Origin of the sequence: Pseudolabrys sp. (genome assembly GCF_035943735.1) — a bacterium.
Classification (GTDB): domain Bacteria; phylum Pseudomonadota; class Alphaproteobacteria; order Rhizobiales; family Xanthobacteraceae; genus Pseudolabrys.
The window spans coordinates 162,597-182,245 of record NZ_DASZBV010000026.1; the positions used below are offsets into that span (position 1 = coordinate 162,597).

General features: G+C 66.7%; 20 protein-coding genes and 1 tRNA gene. 11 read left to right on the forward strand and 10 right to left on the reverse strand.

The genetic code is table 11. The features are described 5' to 3' along the window. Positions 1-12: 12 nt before the first annotated feature. From VGV41_RS20240 to VGV41_RS20250, 3 genes are all read right to left on the reverse strand, one after another. Complete coding sequence (locus VGV41_RS20240) at positions 13-885, reverse strand: F0F1 ATP synthase subunit gamma (protein WP_326865889.1); 873 nt, start codon at positions 883-885, stop codon at positions 13-15. 79 nt (positions 886-964) lie between these two features. Then, complete coding sequence (gene atpA, locus VGV41_RS20245) at positions 965-2,494, reverse strand: F0F1 ATP synthase subunit alpha (protein WP_326865890.1); 1,530 nt, start codon at positions 2,492-2,494, stop codon at positions 965-967. Further along, complete coding sequence (locus VGV41_RS20250) at positions 2,494-3,057, reverse strand: F0F1 ATP synthase subunit delta (RefSeq protein WP_326865891.1); 564 nt, start codon at positions 3,055-3,057, stop codon at positions 2,494-2,496. The genes atpA and VGV41_RS20250 overlap by 1 nt, the downstream gene beginning before the upstream one ends. A gap of 334 nt (positions 3,058-3,391) precedes the next feature. On the opposite strand from VGV41_RS20250, the gene VGV41_RS20255 reads away from it, so the two are divergent. After that, positions 3,392-4,306 carry a DMT family transporter gene (locus VGV41_RS20255; RefSeq protein ID WP_326865892.1) on the forward strand — a complete coding sequence of 305 codons (915 nt, stop codon included), beginning with the start codon at positions 3,392-3,394 and terminating at the stop codon, positions 4,304-4,306. 8 nt (positions 4,307-4,314) lie between these two features. Next, positions 4,315-5,223, forward strand: a complete 909-nt coding sequence (locus VGV41_RS20260) for a DMT family transporter (protein ID WP_326865893.1) — start codon at positions 4,315-4,317, stop codon at positions 5,221-5,223. Positions 5,224-5,460: 237 nt separating this feature from the next. Here VGV41_RS20260 and VGV41_RS20265 read toward each other — a convergent pair whose 3' ends face one another. After that, positions 5,461-7,632, reverse strand: a complete 2,172-nt coding sequence (locus tag VGV41_RS20265) for a primosomal protein N' (protein WP_326865894.1) — start codon at positions 7,630-7,632, stop codon at positions 5,461-5,463. Positions 7,633-7,699: 67 nt separating this feature from the next. On the opposite strand from VGV41_RS20265, the gene VGV41_RS20270 reads away from it, so the two are divergent. Together VGV41_RS20270 and VGV41_RS20275 are read left to right on the forward strand one after the other, a co-directional pair. Continuing rightward, a complete protein-coding gene (locus VGV41_RS20270; RefSeq protein WP_326865896.1) occupies positions 7,700-8,638 on the forward strand; it encodes a tyrosine recombinase XerC in 939 nt (312 codons plus the stop codon). A 60-nt stretch (positions 8,639-8,698) separates the two neighbouring features. Beyond that, a complete protein-coding gene (locus VGV41_RS20275; RefSeq protein ID WP_326865897.1) occupies positions 8,699-9,298 on the forward strand; it encodes a DUF4337 domain-containing protein in 600 nt (199 codons plus the stop codon). A gap of 1 nt (position 9,299) precedes the next feature. Here VGV41_RS20275 and VGV41_RS20280 read toward each other — a convergent pair whose 3' ends face one another. Next, the gene (locus VGV41_RS20280; RefSeq protein WP_326865898.1) at positions 9,300-9,836 is read right to left on the reverse strand and encodes a hypothetical protein; all 537 of its coding nucleotides are present in this window, start codon (positions 9,834-9,836) and stop codon (positions 9,300-9,302) included. 213 nt (positions 9,837-10,049) lie between these two features. Next, complete coding sequence (locus VGV41_RS20285) at positions 10,050-10,364, reverse strand: HU family DNA-binding protein (protein ID WP_326865899.1); 315 nt, start codon at positions 10,362-10,364, stop codon at positions 10,050-10,052. Between the two features lie 191 nt (positions 10,365-10,555). On the opposite strand from VGV41_RS20285, the gene VGV41_RS20290 reads away from it, so the two are divergent. Next, positions 10,556-10,632, forward strand: a tRNA-Arg gene (locus VGV41_RS20290). Between the two features lie 197 nt (positions 10,633-10,829). Beyond that, positions 10,830-11,510 (forward strand): dienelactone hydrolase family protein, encoded by a 681-nt coding sequence (locus tag VGV41_RS20295; RefSeq protein WP_326865902.1) that lies wholly within the window; start codon positions 10,830-10,832, stop codon positions 11,508-11,510. A 7-nt stretch (positions 11,511-11,517) separates the two neighbouring features. Here the strand turns inward: VGV41_RS20295 and VGV41_RS20300 are convergent, their stop codons facing one another. Continuing rightward, positions 11,518-12,429, reverse strand: coding sequence for a LysR family transcriptional regulator (locus VGV41_RS20300; RefSeq protein ID WP_326865903.1), 912 nt, complete (start codon positions 12,427-12,429; stop codon positions 11,518-11,520). A 185-nt stretch (positions 12,430-12,614) separates the two neighbouring features. Between VGV41_RS20300 and VGV41_RS20305 the strand changes: the two genes are divergently transcribed. Continuing rightward, the gene (locus VGV41_RS20305) at positions 12,615-13,604 is read left to right on the forward strand and encodes a tripartite tricarboxylate transporter substrate binding protein (protein ID WP_326865904.1); all 990 of its coding nucleotides are present in this window, start codon (positions 12,615-12,617) and stop codon (positions 13,602-13,604) included. Beyond that, positions 13,601-14,449 carry an amidohydrolase family protein gene (locus tag VGV41_RS20310; RefSeq protein WP_326865905.1) on the forward strand — a complete coding sequence of 283 codons (849 nt, stop codon included), beginning with the start codon at positions 13,601-13,603 and terminating at the stop codon, positions 14,447-14,449. The genes VGV41_RS20305 and VGV41_RS20310 overlap by 4 nt, the downstream gene beginning before the upstream one ends. A gap of 2 nt (positions 14,450-14,451) precedes the next feature. Here VGV41_RS20310 and VGV41_RS20315 read toward each other — a convergent pair whose 3' ends face one another. Next, positions 14,452-14,973: a response regulator gene (locus tag VGV41_RS20315; protein WP_326865906.1), complete on the reverse strand. Its 522-nt coding sequence runs from the start codon at positions 14,971-14,973 to the stop codon at positions 14,452-14,454. A gap of 196 nt (positions 14,974-15,169) precedes the next feature. Here VGV41_RS20315 and VGV41_RS20320 point away from each other — a divergent pair, with 196 nt between their 5' ends. Further along, a complete protein-coding gene (locus VGV41_RS20320) occupies positions 15,170-15,529 on the forward strand; it encodes a DUF427 domain-containing protein (protein WP_326865907.1) in 360 nt (119 codons plus the stop codon). Positions 15,530-15,660: 131 nt separating this feature from the next. Here the strand turns inward: VGV41_RS20320 and VGV41_RS20325 are convergent, their stop codons facing one another. Further along, the gene (locus VGV41_RS20325; RefSeq protein ID WP_326865908.1) at positions 15,661-16,632 is read right to left on the reverse strand and encodes a S1C family serine protease; all 972 of its coding nucleotides are present in this window, start codon (positions 16,630-16,632) and stop codon (positions 15,661-15,663) included. A 129-nt stretch (positions 16,633-16,761) separates the two neighbouring features. Between VGV41_RS20325 and VGV41_RS20330 the strand changes: the two genes are divergently transcribed. Further along, positions 16,762-17,760: an LLM class flavin-dependent oxidoreductase gene (locus tag VGV41_RS20330; RefSeq protein WP_326865909.1), complete on the forward strand. Its 999-nt coding sequence runs from the start codon at positions 16,762-16,764 to the stop codon at positions 17,758-17,760. Between the two features lie 103 nt (positions 17,761-17,863). Further along, positions 17,864-18,535 carry a dienelactone hydrolase family protein gene (locus VGV41_RS20335; protein ID WP_326865910.1) on the forward strand — a complete coding sequence of 224 codons (672 nt, stop codon included), beginning with the start codon at positions 17,864-17,866 and terminating at the stop codon, positions 18,533-18,535. Positions 18,536-18,605: 70 nt separating this feature from the next. Here the strand turns inward: VGV41_RS20335 and VGV41_RS20340 are convergent, their stop codons facing one another. Next, positions 18,606-19,610 (reverse strand): polysaccharide biosynthesis/export family protein, encoded by a 1,005-nt coding sequence (locus tag VGV41_RS20340; protein ID WP_326865911.1) that lies wholly within the window; start codon positions 19,608-19,610, stop codon positions 18,606-18,608. Positions 19,611-19,649 lie beyond the last annotated feature (39 nt).

Sequence of the window (19,649 nt, forward strand, 5' to 3'; positions counted from 1 at the left end):
CTCGCTACGAATTTACAGCGCTTCGGCGCCGGAGATGATCTCGATCAGTTCCTTCGTGATCATCGCCTGACGCGTGCGGTTATAGGTGAGTGTCTGCTTGCGGATCATTTCGCCGGCGTTGCGCGTGGCGTTGTCCATGGCGCTCATCTGCGAGCCATAGAACGACGCCGCGTTTTCGAGCAGCGCGCGGAACACCTGCACCGCGACATAGCGCGGCAGCAGGTCGGTGAGGATCTCGTCTTCTTCCGGCTCGTACTCGTAGGCCGCGGTCGAGGCGGCGCCGCCCTCGGGCGGCTTGGCCGGAATAATCTGCTGCGCGGTCGGCACCTGCGAGATGACCGAACGGAAGCGCGAATAGAACAACGTGGCGACGTCGAACTCGCCCTTGTCGAACATCGCCAGCACCTTGGCGGCGATGTCCTGGGCGTGCTCGAAGCCGATCGTGCGCACCGAGCGCAGCTCGACGCGGTCGACGATCTGTTTTTCGTACAGGCGACGGAGCTGCTCGTGGCCCTTGCGGCCGACGGTCAGGATCTTGACCTCCTTGCCTTCGGCGGCGAGCCGGTTGGCGTGCTCGCGGGCAAGACGCACGATCGCCGAGTTGAAGGCGCCGGCAAGACCGCGCTCGCCGGTGGCGACGATCAACAGATGTACCCGGTCGGCGCCCGTGCCGGCCAGCAGGCGCGGCGCACCGTCGCGGCCGGCCATGCCGGCGGAAATGTTGCCGAGCACGCGATCCATGCGCTCGGCGAAGGGCCGCGCCGCTTCCGCCGCCGCCTGCGCGCGGCGCAGCTTCGACGCCGCGACCATCTGCATGGCCTTGGTGATCTTTTGCGTCGCCTTGGTCGCGGCGATGCGAACGCGCATGTCCTTGAGGGAGGCCATTCTTTAGTCGCTCTCGGTCGAACCGCTCGTGTCTTCCAGATCGCGCGGCCGGGCAAACCCGGCCGCGTTCACCCCGCGCTTACGTGAAGCTCTTCGCGTAGTTGTCGACGATGTCCTTCAGCTTGGCTTCGTCGGCGCTCGACAGGTCGCCCGACTTGCGGATCGAGTCGAGCAGGTCGGCGTGCTTGGTGCGCAGCAGCGACAGGAGGCCGCTCTCGAAGGCGCGCACGCGCCCAACTTCGAACTTGTCGAGATAGCCGTTGACGCCGGCGTAGATCACCGCGACCTGCTCTTCCATCTTCAGCGGCGAGAACTGCGGCTGCTTGAGCAACTCGGTCAGGCGCGAACCGCGCGCCAGAAGGCGCTGGGTGGTGGCGTCGAGATCGGAGCCGAACTGGGCGAAGGCGGCCATCTCGCGGTACTGCGCGAGCTCGCCCTTGATCTTGCCGGCGACCTTCTTCATCGCCTTGGTCTGCGCGGCCGAACCGACGCGCGACACCGACAGACCGACGTTCACCGCCGGGCGGATGCCCTGATAGAACAGGTCGGTCTCGAGGAAGATCTGGCCGTCGGTGATCGAGATGACGTTGGTCGGGATGTAGGCCGACACGTCGTTGGCCTGCGTCTCGACGACCGGCAGCGCGGTGAGCGAGCCGGCGCCGGCGGCGTCGCCCATCTTGGCGGCGCGCTCCAGGAGACGCGAGTGCAGATAGAACACGTCGCCCGGATACGCTTCGCGGCCCGGCGGGCGGCGCAGCAGGAGCGACATCTGGCGGTAGGCGACGGCCTGCTTCGACAGGTCGTCGTAGCAGATGACGGCGTGCATGCCGTTGTCGCGGAAGTACTCGCCCATGGTGCAGCCGGAGAACGGCGCCAGGAACTGCATCGGCGCCGGATCGGAAGCGGTCGCGGCGACGATGATCGAGTATTCGAGCGCGCCCTGCTCTTCCAGCACCTTCACGAACTGCGCGACGGTCGAGCGCTTCTGGCCGACCGCGACGTAGACGCAGTACAGCTTGATCTTCTCGTCCGGCTGCGCATTGAGCGGCTTCTGGTTGAGGATGGTGTCGAGAATGATCGCCGACTTGCCGGTCTGGCGGTCGCCGATGATCAGCTCGCGCTGGCCGCGGCCGATCGGGATCAGCGCGTCGACCGCCTTGAGGCCGGTCGCCATCGGCTCGTGCACCGACTTGCGCGGGATGATGCCGGGCGCCTTCACGTCGACGCGCTTGCGCTCGGTCGACTGGATCGGACCCTTGCCGTCGATCGGGTTGCCGAGGGCGTCGACGACGCGGCCAAGCAGGCCCTTGCCGACCGGCACGTCCACGATGGCGCCGGTGCGCTTGACGGTCTGGCCTTCCATGATTTCACGGTCGGCGCCGAAGATGACGATGCCGACATTGTCGGTCTCGAGGTTCAGCGCCATGCCGCGGGTGCCGTTCTCGAACTCGACCATCTCACCGGCCTGGACGTTGTCGAGGCCGTAGACGCGAGCGATGCCGTCACCGACGGAGAGCACCGAACCGACTTCGGAGACCTCGGCCTCCTGGCCGAAATTCTTGATCTGGTCCTTCAGGATGGCGGAAATTTCTGCGGCGCGGATGTCCATCAGCGGGCCTCTTTCATCGCGAACTTGATCGCATTGAGCTTGGTGCGGAGCGAACTGTCGACCATGCGGCTGCCGACCTTGACGATCAGGCCGCCGATGATGGCCGGGTCGACCTTGATATTGAGGTCGATGTCCTTGCCGCCGGTGACGCTTTTGAGCGCGCCCTTGAGCGCCTCGGAATTCTTGTCGTTGAGAGGTTCGGCGACCGTGATCTGCGCCTGCACCTCGCCCTTGTGACGGGCGACCAGCGCGCGGTAGGCGCGGATCATGTCGCCCACCGCGAACAGCCGGCGGTTGGCGGTGATGACACGCAGGAACTTGCCGGCGAGGCCGCCGATGCCGGCCTTGTCGAGGACCTCCGACAGCGCCTTGAGCTGCTCGTCGGCGCCGAACACCGGGCTGCGCACCAGCCGCCTGAGGTCGGCGCTCTCGGCGAGCAAGCCGTCGAACTTGTCGAGATCGGCCTTGACCGCATCGGTCGCCTTGTTCTCGAGCGCGAGCTCGAAAAGGGCGTGGGCGTAACGGCCTGCCATGCCGGAGATAAGGGGGTCTTCGCCTGCCACGTGACGCTCGTTTTTGTTCTAACTCATCAAGGCCGGGCGCCGTCGCAGAACGGCGGCGCAACCTTTTGGAATTCAAGGAGGAATTCCGACCTGCGAGGGCGCGTGCGCATGCCCCGCGTTGCCCCTCGCGAAATCGAGGCGGTTGCTAACACAGCGGCAACCGCGGCGCAACAATGACGCCGGTTCCGAAGCACCGCTCGGCCGGCCCGCACTTTTTTCCGCCGCGGGCCGCATAGAAGCCATTCCTCGCGCCGCGCTGTCCCGCGGGCTAGCGTTGCGGACCACGCCCGATTCGCGGGCCCAGCTTTGTCCGCCGGCGAACCCCGATCCATCCATGCCTTCACCGCGCGACACCGCCGAGGTCACCGGCACCGCCCGGATGCTCGTGGTGCTGCTCGCCTTCGCGTGGGGGCTCAACTGGATCTCGGTCAGCATCGGTCTGCGCGGCGCGCCGCCATGGACGCTGCGCTTCCTCGGCGCGGGGCTCGGCGCGCTGACGCTGATCGTGGCGGCGACCTTGTCCGGGCATACGCTACGCGTGCCGCGCGGCGAGCGCGTGCATGTGATGGTGGCCGGCTTCCTCAACGTTGCTCTCTTCCAGATCCTGTCGACCTTCGCCCAGCTCAACGGCGCGACCTCGCGCGTCATCATCCTCGCTTATTCGATGCCGATCTGGACGACGATCATGGGCCGCCTGCTGCTCGGCGAGCGCCTGACCACGATGCGCCGGATCGCCATCGCCCTGTGCATCGTCGGGCTCGCCATCCTGGTGTGGCCGCTGTTCGCGCACGGCATTCCGATCACGGTCGTTCTCGGATTGGCCTGCGCCTGGTGCTGGTGCGGCGCCACCGTCTACCTGAAATGGGTGAAGGCGACGGTGCCGCCGCTCGCCAACGCGGCCTGGCAACTCGTGTTCGGCTTCCTGTTCATCGCCGGCGGCACGTTCATCTTCGAGGGCGTGCCGCATTTGAACGGGATATCCCGCGACACCTGGCTCGCCATCCTGTTCATGGGCGTCATCGGTACGGGGCTTGCTCATTTCCTGTGGTGGTCGGTGGCCGCCCGACTGCCGGCGATCACCGCCTCGATCGGCGCGTTGCTGGTGCCGGTGATCGGCGTCGTCGCCTCGACGATCGTCCTACATGAGCGGCCGACGGTGAACGACATCGTCGGCTTCGCCCTGATTTTCAGCGCCGCGTCCTGCGTGCTGCTGCAGCCCGGGCGCAAACGCATCGCGATGCCGGAATGAGCGGCGCGATGCCGCAGACGACCCGGAGCGCCGCAACCGGCGCGCGGCTACTCGTTGTGCTCATGGGCTTCGCCTGGGGCTTCAACTGGATCGCCACGCGCATCATCCTGCAATCGCTGACGCCGTGGACATTGCGTGCGGTCGGCGTCGGGCTCGGCGCCGCCGTGCTGTTCGCCGCCGCCGCGATCGCGCGCACGCGGCTGGCGCTGCCGCAAGGCGAGCGCATGAAGGTGCTGATCGCGTCGGTGTTCAACGTCGGCATCTTCAACGTCTGCTCGGCCTATGCGCAGGTCTACGGCACCACGTCGCGCGCGGTCGTGATTGCCTATTCGATGCCGATCTGGGCCTCGGTGCTGGCGTGGCTGGTGCTGAAAGAGAGATTCGCGCCGGTGAAGATCGCAGCGCTCGTGCTCTGCGCGCTCGGCCTGACGATCCTTATCGGCCCGTTGCTGCGTGACGGTCTGCCGCTCGGCGCCCTGTTCGCGCTCGGCTGCGCCTGGAGCTGGGCGGCGGGCACGGTCTATGTGAAGGCGGCGCAGATCAAGGCGCCGACGCTCGCCGTCACCGCGTGGCAGCTGCTGCTCGGCTGGTTCATGCTGCTCGCCGGCATGCTGTATTTCGACGGCGCGCCGCATTTGTGGCCGCTGCCGCCGATGACCGTCGTCTGGCTCGCCTATAACGGCCTTATCGGCATGGGCCTGATCTACTTCGTCTGGTTCGTCGTCGTCGACAAACTGCCGACCATGACCGCCTCGATCGGTTCGCTGCTGGTGCCGGTGGTCGGCGTCATCGGCTCGGCGGCGATCAACGGCGAACGGCCGGACCTTTACGACATCGCCGGCTTCGCCCTGATCTTTGCCGCGGCCGCCACCGTGCTGCTGCAGCCGAACACGCACCACGACGAGTTGCCGGAATGAACGCCGCAGCCCCGGCCCATGCCGCGGCAGGCTAAGGGCACTCCCGGAGCTGGCGCGCCGGCGCCACGGTCTATTTCTCCGCGGCACGGCCGAATGTCCGCCGCCTGCTCAATCGCGCCGGATTGAAGCCGCCGCTGGTCGCATTTGCGGCAAAGGCGAGCGACGTGCGCGCAATGTGAACTTCATTATCTCTTACCGCCCGCGGGGCGGGAGCGCGTCATGCTCCGCGGCCAGCACTCAGAAAAAGCTCATCGGGTCGACGTCGACCTCGAGCTGCAGGTTGCCCTTGGTCTTCGGCGCAGCGGCAAGCCAGTCGCGCAGATAGCCTGACAGGTCGTAGGCGCGCGGCGATTTCACCAGCAGGCGATAGCGATGGCGGCCGCGCACCACGGCAATCGGCGCCTCGGCGGGTCCGAGCACGCGCACCTGCTCGTCTTTCGGCGCCAGCGACACGAGCGTGCGGCCGTAGGCCTCCGCCGCGTGCTTGTCGCCGGCCGAGACGATGAGGCTCGCCAGCCGCCCGAACGGCGGATAGCCGGTGCGCTCGCGCTGCTCGATCTCGTTTTGATAGAACGCCTCGCGGTCGCCCATGATCAGCGCGCGCATCACCGGATGTTCCGGCTGATGCGTCTGAAGATAGCCGACGCCGCGGCCCTCCTCGCGGCCGGCGCGGCCGGTCACCTGATGCAGCAATTGGAACGTGCGCTCGGCGGCGCGCGGATCGCCGTTGCCCAATCCGAGATCGGCATCGACGATGCCGACGAGATTCAAGCGCGGAAAGTGATGCCCCTTGGCGACGAGCTGCGTGCCGATGACGAGATCGAAACGGCCCTCGGCGACGTCGTCGAGTTCGGCGCGCAGGCGCTCGATCGATTCGACGAGATCGCTCGACAATACGAGAATGCGCGCGCCGGGAAACAGATCCGCCGCCTCCTGATGCAGTCGTTCGACGCCGGGGCCGACGGCCGCGAATGAATCGGTGGCGTGGCACTTCGGGCATTCGGTCGGCGGCGGCACCGAATAGCCGCAGTGATGACAGACCAGCCGCCGCTTGAAGCGATGATCGACCAGCCAGGAATCGCAATTCGGGCACTGCACGCGGAAGCCGCAGGCGCGGCACAACGTGAGGGGTGCGAAGCCGCGGCGATTGAGGAACAGGAGCGCCTGCTCGCGTTTCTCCAGCACGATCTGCACCGCCTCCGCCAATTTTGGCGAGATGAAGCGGCCGCGCGGCGGCCCTTCGGTGCGCATGTCGATCGGCTCGATGTGCGGCAGATGCGCGCCGCCGAAGCGCTCGGGCAGATGGATGCGGCGATAGCGGCCTTTCCGCGCATTGACCTCAGATTCGACCGACGGCGTCGCCGAGGCGAGGATCACCGGAAACTTGGCGATCGAGCCACGCACCACGGCCATGTCGCGCGCGTGATAATGGGCGCCGTCTTCCTGCTTGTAGGCGGCGTCGTGCTCCTCATCGACCACGATGAGGCCGAGGTCGGCGTAAGGCAGAAACAATGCCGAGCGCGCGCCGACGACGACCGGCAGCTCGTTCTTCGCCACCGCCTCCCAGGTGCGCGCGCGCCGACGCGGCGGCAACTGCGAATGCCATTCGGCCGGGCGCACACCGAAGCGGTGCGCGAAGCGATCGAGGAAGCCGGCGGTCAGCGCGATCTCCGGCATCAGGACGAGCGTCTGATGCCCGCGGCGGATGTTCTCCGCGACCGCCTCGAAATACACTTCCGTCTTGCCGGAGCCGGTGACGCCGTCGAGCAGCGACACGGTGTAGCCGCCCTGATCGACCGTGGTGCGCAGCGCGTCCGCCGCCGCGAGCTGCGCCAGCGAAAACTCCGGCTTGCGGAAGTCCGGGTCGGGCGCGCGCATCAACGGTTCGAGCGGGAGCACCACCGTCGCCAGCACGCCCTCGTCGACGAGGCCGTTGACCACGCCCGCCGATACGGCGGCCTCCTGCGCCGCCTCGTTCTTCGAACGGACGAAGCCGTCGGCGAGTGCGGCGATGACGCGCTGTCGCGCCGGCGTCATGCGTTGCGGCTTCACGTCGGTGACGCGCACGCCGACGCGCTCGCGCATCGGCCCGAGGTCGCCCATGCGCAGGGCCATGCGCAACACCATGCCGCGCGAGGCGAGCGTGTAGTTCGACACCCAGTCGACGAAGCTGCGCAGCTCCGGCTTGAGCGGCGGCACCTCGAGTTTGGCGTCGACGTCCTTGAGCCGGTTATGCAGGCGCGGGTTCGGATTGGGATTGTCGGCCCAGACCACGCCGACGCAGTCGCGCGCGCCGAGCGGCACGGCGACGACGTCGCCGGGCGCCAGCTCCATCTCGGCCGGCACCCGATAGGAATAGGTCTGGTCGAGCGCCACCGGCACCAGGACGTCGACGACACGTGTGGCCATACGCTTGGTCTAGGCCGATTCCGCGCGGTTAAGGAAGGGTGAAGGAAGGAATGCCAGTCTGGCGCGCATGGACGCCGCCTTCGCCACAGCCCCGGACGTCGCGGCCGAAATCGGCCGCTGGCTCGCTTATCTCGGCGCGGAAAAGCGCATGTCGCCGAAGACGCTGGAGGCCTACCGCCGCGACGTCTGGCAGTTCCTCGGCTTCCTCACCAAACACCTCGGTAAGCCGCCGACCCTGAAGGCGCTGGCCAGGCTTGCGCCGGCCGACGTGCGCGCCTTCCTCGCCGCGCGGCGCGCCGAAGGCGCCGGCAACCGCTCGCTGATGCGCCAGCTCGCCGGCGCCCGCTCCTTCGCCCGTTTCCTCGAACGCAACGGCAAGGGCAAGGTCGGCGCGCTCGCCGCCGTGCGCACCCCGAAAATTCCGAAGGGCCTGCCGAAGCCGCTCACCGCTAGTTCGGCCCGGGCCGTCACCGACGCCGACATGCGCGCCGGCGAGGCGCGCGAGCAATGGGTGCTGGCGCGAGACGCGGCGGTGCTGGCGCTGCTCTACGGCTGCGGCCTGCGCATCTCGGAAGCGCTGTCGCTCACGCGTGCCGCCGGCGCCGGCGGCGCCGACACCATCATCGTCACCGGCAAAGGCAACAAGACGCGCATGGTGCCCCTGCTGCCGCAGGTAGCGCGACTCGTCGCCGACTATGTCGCACTCTGCCCCTACGACCTCCCGCCGGACGGCCCCCTCTTCCTCGGCGCCCGCGGCGGGCCGCTGTCGCCCCGCATCGTCCAGCTCACCATGGAACGCCTGCGCGGCGCGCTCGGCCTGCCCGATTCCGCGACGCCGCACGCGCTGCGCCATTCCTTCGCCACGCATCTCCTCGCGGGCGGCGGCGACCTGCGCGCCATCCAGGAACTGCTCGGCCACGCCTCACTGTCGACGACGCAGATCTACACCGCTGTCGACGCCGAGCGGTTACTTGACGTTTATGTGAATACGCATCCGCGCGCCTAGGATGTCCTTGCCCGGCGGACGAGTTTGCTGCCATCGTCCTGCCTCCAGCGGGGGACGGACATGAGCGCACACGAAAACCTCGAGCATGCCGAGCACGCCGAGCACGCTTCGCACGGCGGCAACAAGAAGATCGCGCTGCTGATCTCGGTGCTGGCGCTGTTCCTCGCCTTCTCCGAGACATTGGGCAAGAGCGCGCAGACGCACGCCATCACGCTCAACGTCGAGGCCAACGACCTGTGGGCCTTCTTCCAGGCCAAGACTATCCGCATGACGGTGCTCAACACCGCCGGCGAGCAGATGCAGATCGAGGCCGATCGCGCGAGCGATGCCGACACGAAAGCGCGCCTCGCCAAGAAGATCGACGAGTGGAAGAAGCTCGTCGCAAAATATGACGACGAGCCGTCTTCCAACGAAGGGCGCAAGCAATTGATGGCGCGCGCGCGCAATGCCGAGCATCACCGCGACGAGGTGATGGCGCGCTATCACAATTACGAATTCGCCTCGGCGGCCTTCCAGATCGGCATCGTGCTGGCGTCGGCCGAGGTCATCACCGGGATGATCCTGCTCGGCTGGGGCTCCGGCCTGCTCGGGCTCATCGGGCTCGGCTTCACCGCGGCGGGCCTGTGGGCGCCGCACGCGCTGCATTTCATCACCGGCTAGATCACGCCCAGCGGCGATAGGCGCGGCGGCGCAGCCGCATCAGCCGGCGCAGGAATGTGCCGGCGCGATGCGGCTTCATAAGCCATATCAATTGCCCGATGCGTGCGCGGATCGGTTCGGTCTGCGCATGCGCCCAGTCGCGCGCCCACAAGAACCAGGCATAGACGCTGCGAAACCAGACCATCTGCATCAGCTTGTCGCGCGTCACGTCGAAGATGAAGGCGGTGATGCCAAGCCCGACCAGCTTGACGAAGACGATGACCAAAGCGGCAGCGAGCCAGTCGCGCTTGGCGAGGAAATACACTTCGAGGAATTTCAGCGGCAGCATCGCGATGAGCGGGATCGCGAACACGAACAGCACCGCCCAGGGCGGCAGGCTCGCCACCAGCCGGGCGATGGCGCGCTTGAGGCCTTCGAGCGGGATGAGCGCGACGAGCCGCGCGACGAGCGGCTGCAAATGGTCCCACAGCCATGCCTCGATGAGGAACAGCACGGCGAGCAGGACCCAGAGCGGGCGGAGCAAATATCGGCGCAACATGCGGTAGACATGTAGCGCGGGATGGAGCTGCAAATAAGGCGAATTTTATTATTCCTCCCCTGAAAGGGGAGGGTCCGGCGCGCCAAAGACGCACGTAAACGCGCTAAAGGCTCGCCACCCTTCCCTGCAAGCGGGGAGGGATGGAGCAGCAAAACAAAACCCCGCCGGCGAGCCGACGGGGTTTGCTGGTACGCAAAACTGGATGGAAGCGGATCAGATCGCTTCCTTGAGGTCCTTGGCGGCCCGGAAGGCGACCTTCTTCGACGCCTTGATCTTGATCGCCTCGCCGGTGGCCGGGTTACGGCCCATGCGGGCGGCGCGCTTGCGCACCTGCAGGATGCCGAGGCCGGAGATCTTCACGCGCTCGCCTTTCTTCAGGTGCTTGGTGATCATGGCGATCAGGTTCTCCATGATTTCCAGGCCCTGCTTCTTGGTGAGTTGGTGGGCTTCCGAGAGCGTGGCAGCCAGATGACGCGTGGTCACCGGCTTGGCAGCTTTCGGCTTGGCGGGGGCGGCGGCTTTAGCCATAGACGTAACTCCTTGAGCGCACCATGCGCGTTTCAGAAGCACTAGAAGATTCGTTTTTATGCGCAAGCGGGAAGCCCTGCGAAACGGGGCTTAACCACAGGAACGGTGCGAAAAGTGCCGCTCCGGCGGCACTTTTGCGCCTGCCCGGCGCGGTTGAAGGTGGGGATGGTTTGGGCTATTGAGGGCCGCAGGCGCCCGTAGCTCAGCTGGATAGAGCGTTGCCCTCCGAAGGCAAAGGTCGGACGTTCGAATCGTCTCGGGCGCGCCAGCCCTCCGCGAACACCGCTGCCGACCTCGCCTGAGCCGCCTCGCCGGGCAACCAGCCGCGACGGCTGCAGCGCCGCTGGGAAGCAGGCGGCTTGCCGCATTCGGCCTGCCAATGCCCGGCATACTGATTATTGATTTGGTGGATGGACGGACAGCCCCCTAAGGTCCGCCGCACGCGCACTCGTCGGGGGGAATTCCATGGCCAGCAACAGCAAGATCACCGAAGGCATGACCACGCTGACGGCGGCGGACGGCTTCAAGTTCGAGGCGTTCCGCGCCACGCCGGCCGGCCCCGTGCGCGGCGGCCTCATCATCCTGCAGGAAATCTTCGGCATCACCGATCAGCTCAAGGAGGTCGTGCGCTCCTATGCGCGCGACGGCTACGACACGATCATCCCGGCGCTCTATGATCGCGTCGCGCCGCAGACCGTGGTGCCGTTCAGCGATCCGAACCGCGGCCGCGACATGGCTTATGCTCTGCCGCTCGACAAGGTCATCCTCGATATCGCCGCGGCGGCGGCCTGCGTGCGCGGCGCGCACGGCGTCTCGGTGCTCGGCTTCTGCTGGGGCGGCGGCGTGATCGTGCGCGCGGCCGCCGAGATCGACCTGCGCGGCGCCATCGCCTTCTACGGCACGCGGCTGCCGACCTATCTCGACTGCAAGCCGAAATGCCCGCTGCTCTTCCACTTCGGCGCGACCGATCCCAATTCGACGCCGGAGATCATCGCCCAGGTGCGCAACGCGTTCCCGTCGGCGGAGACGCACCTCTACAATGCCGGTCACGCCTTCGCCAACGACGTGCGGCCGACCTATGTCGCCGAAGCGGCGCAGACGGCGCGGGCGCGTACGCTCGACTTCCTCGCACGCGTGCACGCATAACGCCGGTCTAGAATTCGCGATAGACCGCCTTGATCTGCTGCCGTAGCCACAAGTGCCGCGGGTCGCGGTCGTAACGCAGCGGCCACAACATCTGCGTCGCGATCTTGCCGACGTCGAGCGGCACCGGGCGCTTGGTCATGCCGAACGACTTCTGGAACACGTCGGCCGCCAGCTTGGTGAAGACGCCGATCATGTCGGTGCCGCCGAGCAGCGACGGCACGGCGGTGAAATTCGTCACCGCGACCAGCGCGCGGCGGGCTAGGCCGTGCCGCTTCAACAACTCATCGAAGATGGCGACGCCCTGACCGCCGGCGCTGACGACGACGTGCGGATAGGACAGCACCGCCGCGATGTCGAAGCGGCTGCCCCGCCGCACAATTGGATGATCGCGGCGGAAGACGCAGAAGAGGTTCTCCTCCATCATCAATTCGACGCCGCAGTGGCCGGGCTTCTCATCGAACCAGCCGAGCGCACAATCGATGCGGTCGGCGTCGAGAAGATCGACCGCCTGCTGGCGCTCGGCGGTCACGACGTTCAAGGTCGCCGCGGGCGAGAATTTCTGCAGCCGCGACAGGAGCGGCGGCACCACCGCGAGGCTCAGCCGGTCCGGCGTCGACAGGCGGAAAACGCCGGTCGCCTTGGCGGGATCGAACTGCGGCTCGCCCGACAGACAGCCTTCGACCAGGGCGATGGCATCGCGCAACGGCGCGCGCATCGCCTCCGCTCGCGGGGTCAGGACAAAGCCGTGCGGCCCGCGCACGAGCAGTTCGTCGCCGGTGAGCTGCCGCAGCCGCTGCAGCGCGTTGCTCACCGCCGGCTGCGAGCGGCCGAGCCTTTTGCCGGCGCGCGTGACGTTGCGCTCGGCGATCAGCGCATCGAGCACCTTGAGCAGATTGAGGTCGAGATTGCTGAGATTCATGGCCGGCCCGGGGATCATCATTTCCAGGGTGAATACCTTGCATTTTCACTATCGATTATGCGAATGCGGTCCGATTGCCTAGTCTCAATTCGCGCAAAACCGCCCCGGGCGAGGGCGGGATTTCGACAAAGGCTGCTAGGCCGGCTGCTGCCGGCCAAAGGGACCAAACCCAGGGAGGACTGCACATGACCATTTCACGTCGTACCCTCATCGCCGCGCTCGGCGGCCTGCCCGCCGCCGCGCTGTTGGCGCGCGGCGCCTTTGCCGCCGGCTGGCCCGAGCGGCCGGTCCATCTGATCGTGCCCTTCGCCGCCGGCGGCAATGCCGACATTGTCGGCCGCCTCGCGGGCGATATGATCTCGAAAGGTATCGGCCAGACGGTCGTGGTGGAGAACCGTGGCGGTGCCGGCGGCAGCATCGGCGCTGCCTTCGTCGCCCGCTCCCACCCCGACGGCTATATGCTGCTCGTCGGATCGAACGGGCCGCTTACCGTCAATCCGCTGGTGCAGGCGCATATGGAGTACGATCCGCAGAAGGACCTCGCGCCGATCGCGCTGACGAGCTACGTGCCGCACGCGATCATCGTCACCAATTCGCTGCCGGCCAAGACCCTGCCGGAAATGATCGCGCTGTCTAAGCAGCACCCGATCACGATGGCGTCGAGCGGCGTCGGCAGCGCCACGCACATGACGCTCGAGCGGTTCAAGGCCGCGACCGGCGCCAACATCACGCACGTGCCATATCGCAGCGGTGGCGCGTTGATGCCCGATTTGATGGGCGGCAGCGTGCAGTCGGCGATGACGGAATTCTCGACGGCCCTGCCGCTGCATAAGGGCGGCAAGGCGCGGATCATCGCGGTAGCCGCTGCGCAGCGCTCCAAGCTTGCCCCGGATATCCCGACCTTCATCGACGGCGGCGTGAAGGGCTTCACCGCGTCGAGCTACATCGGCATCCTTGCGCCGGCGAAGACGCCCGCCGATATCATCGCGAAAATCGAAAAGGCGATCCAGGACGGGCTCAAGCCGGGCGGGCCGGTAGCCGAACGCCTCGCGAGCATCGGCGCCGAACTGGCCACGCCCGAACAGATGACGGCGAACGGTTTTGCCGCCTTCATCAAGACCGACTACGAGAACATGAAGCAGGCGGCGAAGCTCGCCGGCATCACGCCGAAATGACGCTGCCGGTGCCAGCGCACGCCTGCGACTGCCATTGCCACGTCTTCGGACCGGCTGCGCGGTTTCCCTATGCGGAACCGCGCAGCTACACGCCCGACGACGCGCCGCTCGAAGCCTATCTCGCCTTGCTCGACCGCCTCGGCTGCGAGCGCGGCGTTCTCGTCCAGCCCAGCGCCTACGGCCGCGACAATACCGCAATGCTCGACGCGCTGACGCGCGAGCCCAGGCGCCTGCGCGGCGTCGCCGTCGGCGGCGCCGAGCTGTCGCACGCGACGCTGAAGGAATGGCACAAGGTCGGCGTGCGTGGCCTGCGCGCCAACGAATTCCGCCGCGACGGCAAGCCGTACTACCAGAACGGCGTGCGGCTCGCCGATGTCGAGCCGTTCTATCCCGTGATGGCCGAGCTCGGCTGGCATTTGCAATTGTGGCTCGACACACGCGATCTGCCGGAACTTCTGCCGGCGCTCGCGCGCGTGCCGGCGTCGATGCCGATCGTCATCGACCACATGGGGCGCATGGACTATCGGCACGGCATCGACCATCCCGGCTTTCAGACGCTCAAGCGGGGAGTCGGCGAGGGCCGCTTGTGGTCGAAGGTTTCGGGCACGTATCGCCTCGGCGCGAGCGCGCCGGATTACCTGGAGGCGAAGCCTTTTCACGACGCGCTCGTCGCCGCCAATCCGGGAAACCTGGTGTGGGGGTCCGACTGGCCGCATCCGCGGCCGGAGGGCCCGGTGCCGGATGCGAAACACTTGCTCGAGCTGTTCCTGGATTGGACGCCGCGCGAAGCCGATCGCGTGGCGATCCTCAGCGCCAACCCTGCAAGGCTCTACGATTTCCGTTGAGGTCAGCCGCCGGCGGCCGCCTCGGCGGCGACGTCGGCCACTTCGGCCGGATCGGCCGGCGCGCCGAGACGGCGCGGTTGCGGCACGTAGAATTCGCCCAGCTTCATCATCGGCCGCGGCTTGAGCAGGACCGACGTGAGCCGGTCGCGCAGCGCCTTGGGCGAAGTCGGCTTCAGCAGGAATTCGTGCACGCCCGCGCGCAACGCCCGCATCACGCAGGAGCGGTGCGATCGCGCGGTGAGCATGATGATCGGCAGGTTCGGCCGCGGGAAGACGCCGGGCGAACGCACAATGCGAATCACTTCCATGCCGTCGAGCACGGGGAGATCCCACTCGAGGAACATGACGTCGGGATCGCAGGTGCGGATGGCTTCCAGCGCGGCCAGCCCGTCGGCCGCCTCGACGACCGACTTGGCGCCGAGATTCATCAACATGGTCCGGGTCAGCCGGCGCATGAAGTGGTTCTTGTCGGCGACCAGGATATTGAGACCCTGGATCTGCTTGTCGGACGGATGGGCAGGCATTCCACGTTCCTTGTACAGACGCGTGGAACCTACCGGGAAAGCCCTGTCACCCGGATTAAGGGGAATGGTTCAATTTTTCCCAATACCGCCCGCTGATACCATCAACGCGGCGTAAAAGCCGGCCAGCCGACATACCGGAAGCGCTCTTGCGTCGTTAGGTTAGCACCCGGTTACGACTTCAAGCCTCGAGGTACCCATGAAACAGCCCGGCCCCGACCACCCCATTGTCATCAGCCGCAGCGGCAAGCACGTCCGCGTCACCTTTGCCGGCAAGACCATCGCCGAAACGACGCGAGCGCTCAGCCTCAAGGAGGCGAGCTATCCGCCGGTCTTCTATATTCCGCGCGCCGATGCCGACATGACCACGCTCGGTCGTACGACGCATCACACCCACTGCCCGTACAAGGGGGACGCGAGCTACTTCACAATTTCCACCGGCGGCAGGACGGCGGAGAACGCCGTGTGGAGCTACGAGCAGCCGTTCCCGGCGGTGTCGGAAATCAAGGGGCACCTCGCCTTCTATCCGAACCGCGTGGATGCGATCGAGGAGAGTTGACCGTCCCGACTCCGTTCGTCCCCGCGAAAGCAGGGAGCCAGCGCGGCTGAGCCGAACCGAGCTGACCCGAACTGAAATGTCCGATTGGATTCCCGCTTTCGTGGGAATGACCCGAGTGTGCGGCGTCCGCCCTAATGCAGCCGCGGGGCGCGCAGGAATTTGGCGCGGTCGGAGGAATTGACGCGCACGTCGAACGTCAGCCCTTCGCGATAAAGCGTCATCGGCACCTCGACGCCGGCTGTGCCGAGCGACCAGACCTTGCGGTAGAGTTCGGCAAGTGTCGAAACGTCCTCGCCGTCCACCGAGAGGATCACATCGCCGGTTTTCAATTCGGCGCGCGCGGCCGGACCCTTCGGCGCCACGCCGACGATCACGACCTTGTCCTCGATCTCGGTCGAGTAGATGCCAAGCCAGGGACGCATCGGCTTGTTCACGCGGCCGAAGCGGCGCAGATCGTCCAGCACCGGTTTCAGAAGGTCGATCGGCACGATCAAGTTAAGGTGCTCGTTGCGGCCTTCGCGCTCGCGCTCGAGCTGCAACGAGCCGATGCCGATCAGCTCGCCCTTCTGCGACAGCAGCGCGGTGCCGCCCCAGTTCGGATGCGACGGAAACGTGAAGATCGCGTCGTCGATCAGGTATTCCCAATAGCCGGCGAATTCCTGGCGCGCCGCGATATGCGCCGCCACCGAGCGGGTGCGGCCGCCGGAGCCGCCGACAACCACGCGCTCGCCCGCCTGCGCGTCGGCCGAGCGCCCGATCGGCAGCGGCGGCAGGTCGATCTTGCCGAGCGCCTGCACCAGCCCGAAGCCGGTCTCCTGGTCCATGCCGAGCGCATGACCTTCGACCACGCGACCGTCGCCGAGGTGGAGCCACACGGTCTCCGCTTCGGTGATGAGGTAGCCGATGGTCAGCACCAGCCCATCGTCGATCAGCACGCCGTTGCCGGCCCGCTCCGTGCCGAGCGTCTCCGCCGTGAAGGCGTCCGACGGAATAATCGTATGCAGGCCGAGCACGGCCGAGAGGGCACGATCGAGGTCGTAGCCGTAGTCCTCGGACCGCGGCTGCACCGCCGCCGGCACTTTCCATTCAGTCGACGCGGGCAATGGCTGTCCTTTCCGGGTCTCGGCGTCAGTTCGCATCATAACGGTGGCGGCGACAAGGCGGAATGGCTTTGTCGTCGCTTGGCAGGTACCGGCTTGTCACGCCGCGCGATCTGGCGCAGAGGGACCGGCATGTTTCCGCTTTCGGTTCTCGATCTCTCCCCGGTCGCCTCCGGCTCCACGGCTGCCCAGGCATTGCGCAATTCGCTCGACCTCGCGCAGCTCGCCGACCGTCTCGGCTTCACCCGTTACTGGGTGGCGGAGCATCACAACATGCCGATGATCGCCAGCTCCGCGCCGGAGATCATGATCGGACAGATCGCAGCGGCAACGTCGCGCCTCCGCGTCGGTTCCGGCGGCGTGATGCTGCCCAATCACGCGCCCCTGATGGTGGCCGAGCGCTTCAAGATGCTGGAGGCGCTCTATCCCGGCCGCATCGATCTCGGCCTTGGCCGCGCCCCGGGCACCGACCCCGCCACGTCCTACGCATTGCGCCGCCGCCAGGGCATCACCGAGGAAGACGACTTCCTCGATCGCTTCAATGAATTGATGCTGCTGGAGAGCCGCGCCTTCCCGCCCGGCCACCCGTTCGCCAACGTCACGGCGATGCCGAGCGACGTGCCGCTGCCGCCGATCTATCTGCTCGGCTCGTCCGACTACAGCGCGCAGCTCGCCGGCCATATCGGCGCGGCCTTCGGTTTTGCGCATCATTTCGCGACCTTCGACGCCGGCGAGGCGATGCACCTCTACCGCGAGAGCTTCAAGCCATCGCCGTCGCACGAGAAGCCCTACGCCATCCTCGCCACCCACGCCATCTGCGCCGACACCGACGCGGAAGCCGAGCGGCTGGCAGGCACGGTCGACCTCAATTTCGTGCGGCGCGCAAAGGGCGAATACCTGCCGCTCGCGTCGCCGGACGAGGCCGCGGCTTACGATTACGCGCCGGCCGACCGCGCGCGCATCGCGCAAAACCGCACCCGCATGTCGGTCGGATCGCCGGAGACCGTCAAGGCGCGGCTGATGCCGCTCATCGAGGCGACGCAGGCGCAGGAGTTGATGGTCACCAGCATGATCCACGACCATACCGCGCGGAAACATTCGTACGAATTGCTGGCCGGCATTTTCGCCTGACACTTCGCATTCGAGCGCAGAGCAGCCCGGCATGACGGATGCGGACGTTCATGCTACAAGCCCGCGGTCTTTTGTTGCAGACATTGAGTCATGGGAGGGCCACTTGGGTCAGAAGCTGAAGCTCACCACCTCGGACAATCATAGCCTGGGCGCCTATCGCGCCGATCCGGCGGGCCAGCCGAAGGGCGGTATCGTCGTCATTCAGGAAATCTTCGGCGTCAATCACCACATCCGCGCGATGTGCGACCGCTTCGCCGCCATCGGCTACACGGCGATTGCGCCGCAAGTGTTCGACCGCTTCGCGCGCGACTTCGAGTGCGGCTATACGCCGGACGAGATCGCCCACGCGCGCGGCCTGCTCGGCAATCTCAATTTCGATAACATGATGAAGGACATCGCCGCGGCGATGGACAACGTGAAGAGCGCCGGCCCGAGCGGCATCGTCGGCTATTGCATGGGCGGCACCGCCGCCTTCCTCGCCGCCTGCCGCGTGCCGGGCTTCAAGGCCTCCGTCGCATATTACGGTGGCATGATCGGCAAGTTCGCCGACGAGAAGCCGAAGTGCCCGCTGCAGATGCACTTCGGCGAGAAGGACGAAGGCATCCCGATGGCGACCGTCGAGGAGATCAAGAAGAAGCAGCCGCAGGCGGAGACCTACACCTATCCGGGCGCGCCGCACGGCTTCTCCTGCGACGAGCGCGCTTCCTACCGCAAGGAAGCCTCCGATCTCGCCTGGAAGCGCACCACGGACTTCTTCGCCAAGCACATGAAATAGGCGTCACATTGCGCAAACAAAAAGCCCCGGCCACGCCGGGGCTTTTTTTTTATTTTTATGGCGCCGCCGGCTAGAACCAGCGTTCCTTCACCTGAATCGTGTCGCCGGGGCGGATCGGATAGCTGAGTGGCACGTCGCCCTTGAACGTCTGCCCGGGCGCATTGCGCGTCAACTCGATCTTGCGCTTGTCGGCGCGCGGCGAGAAGCCGCCGGCGATCGCCACCGCGGTCTCCGCCGTCATGTTGGCGACGTAAGGATATTGGCCGGGCGTCGTTACCTCGCCGAGAATGAAGAACGGCCGATAGGTCTCGACCTCGACGCTGACGTGCGGCTCGCGCACGTAGCCCTGCTTCAGCCGCTCGGAGATCATCTGCGACAGCTGCGCGGTGGTAAAGCCGCGCGCCGGAACCGCGCCAACCAGCGGCAGGCTGACGTTGCCGTCGGCGCCGACAATGTAGCTGTTGGTGATGCCGTCCTGGCCGAACACCACGACGCGCAGCTTGTCGCCGGAATCGAGCGTGTACGCGGGCTGCGCGGCGGCCGGCGCGGCATAGGCGTAGCTCTGCGTCGGTGCGGCATAGCGCTTCGGCGCGGCATAAGCAGGCTGCGCGGCATAGGCGGGCTGGGCCGCATAAGTCCGCGGCGGATACGTCGTGGGCGCATAGGTCTGTTGCGGATAGGCCGGCGCGGCATAGGCAGGCGCCGTGTTGCGCGACGAGGTGAACAGGCCGCGATTGGACGAATCGGCCGGGTGAGCCGGCAGCTGCGTATATTGCGGCTGAGCGGCCGATGGCCGCGCGTAAGCCGGCGCGGTGTAGGTCTGGGCATAGCTTTGCTGCGCCCTGGCCGGCGACGACGAGAACAGGCCGCGGTTGCCGTCGGCATATTGCGGCGTCGGCTGTTGATAGGCCTGCGCGGCGTAGCCGGGCGCATATTGCGGCTGCTGATATTGCTGCACCACCGGCACAGGCTGGCCGGTCGTCGGATCGACGATGTAATAGCTCTGCTCATGATGCATGCAGCCCGCCAGAGCGAGCGCAATCAGAGCCGCCGTAAGCCGAAGAACACCCCGCATCAACCGAATCCGGGCCTTTTCAAAAGGAAAGCGAGCCCG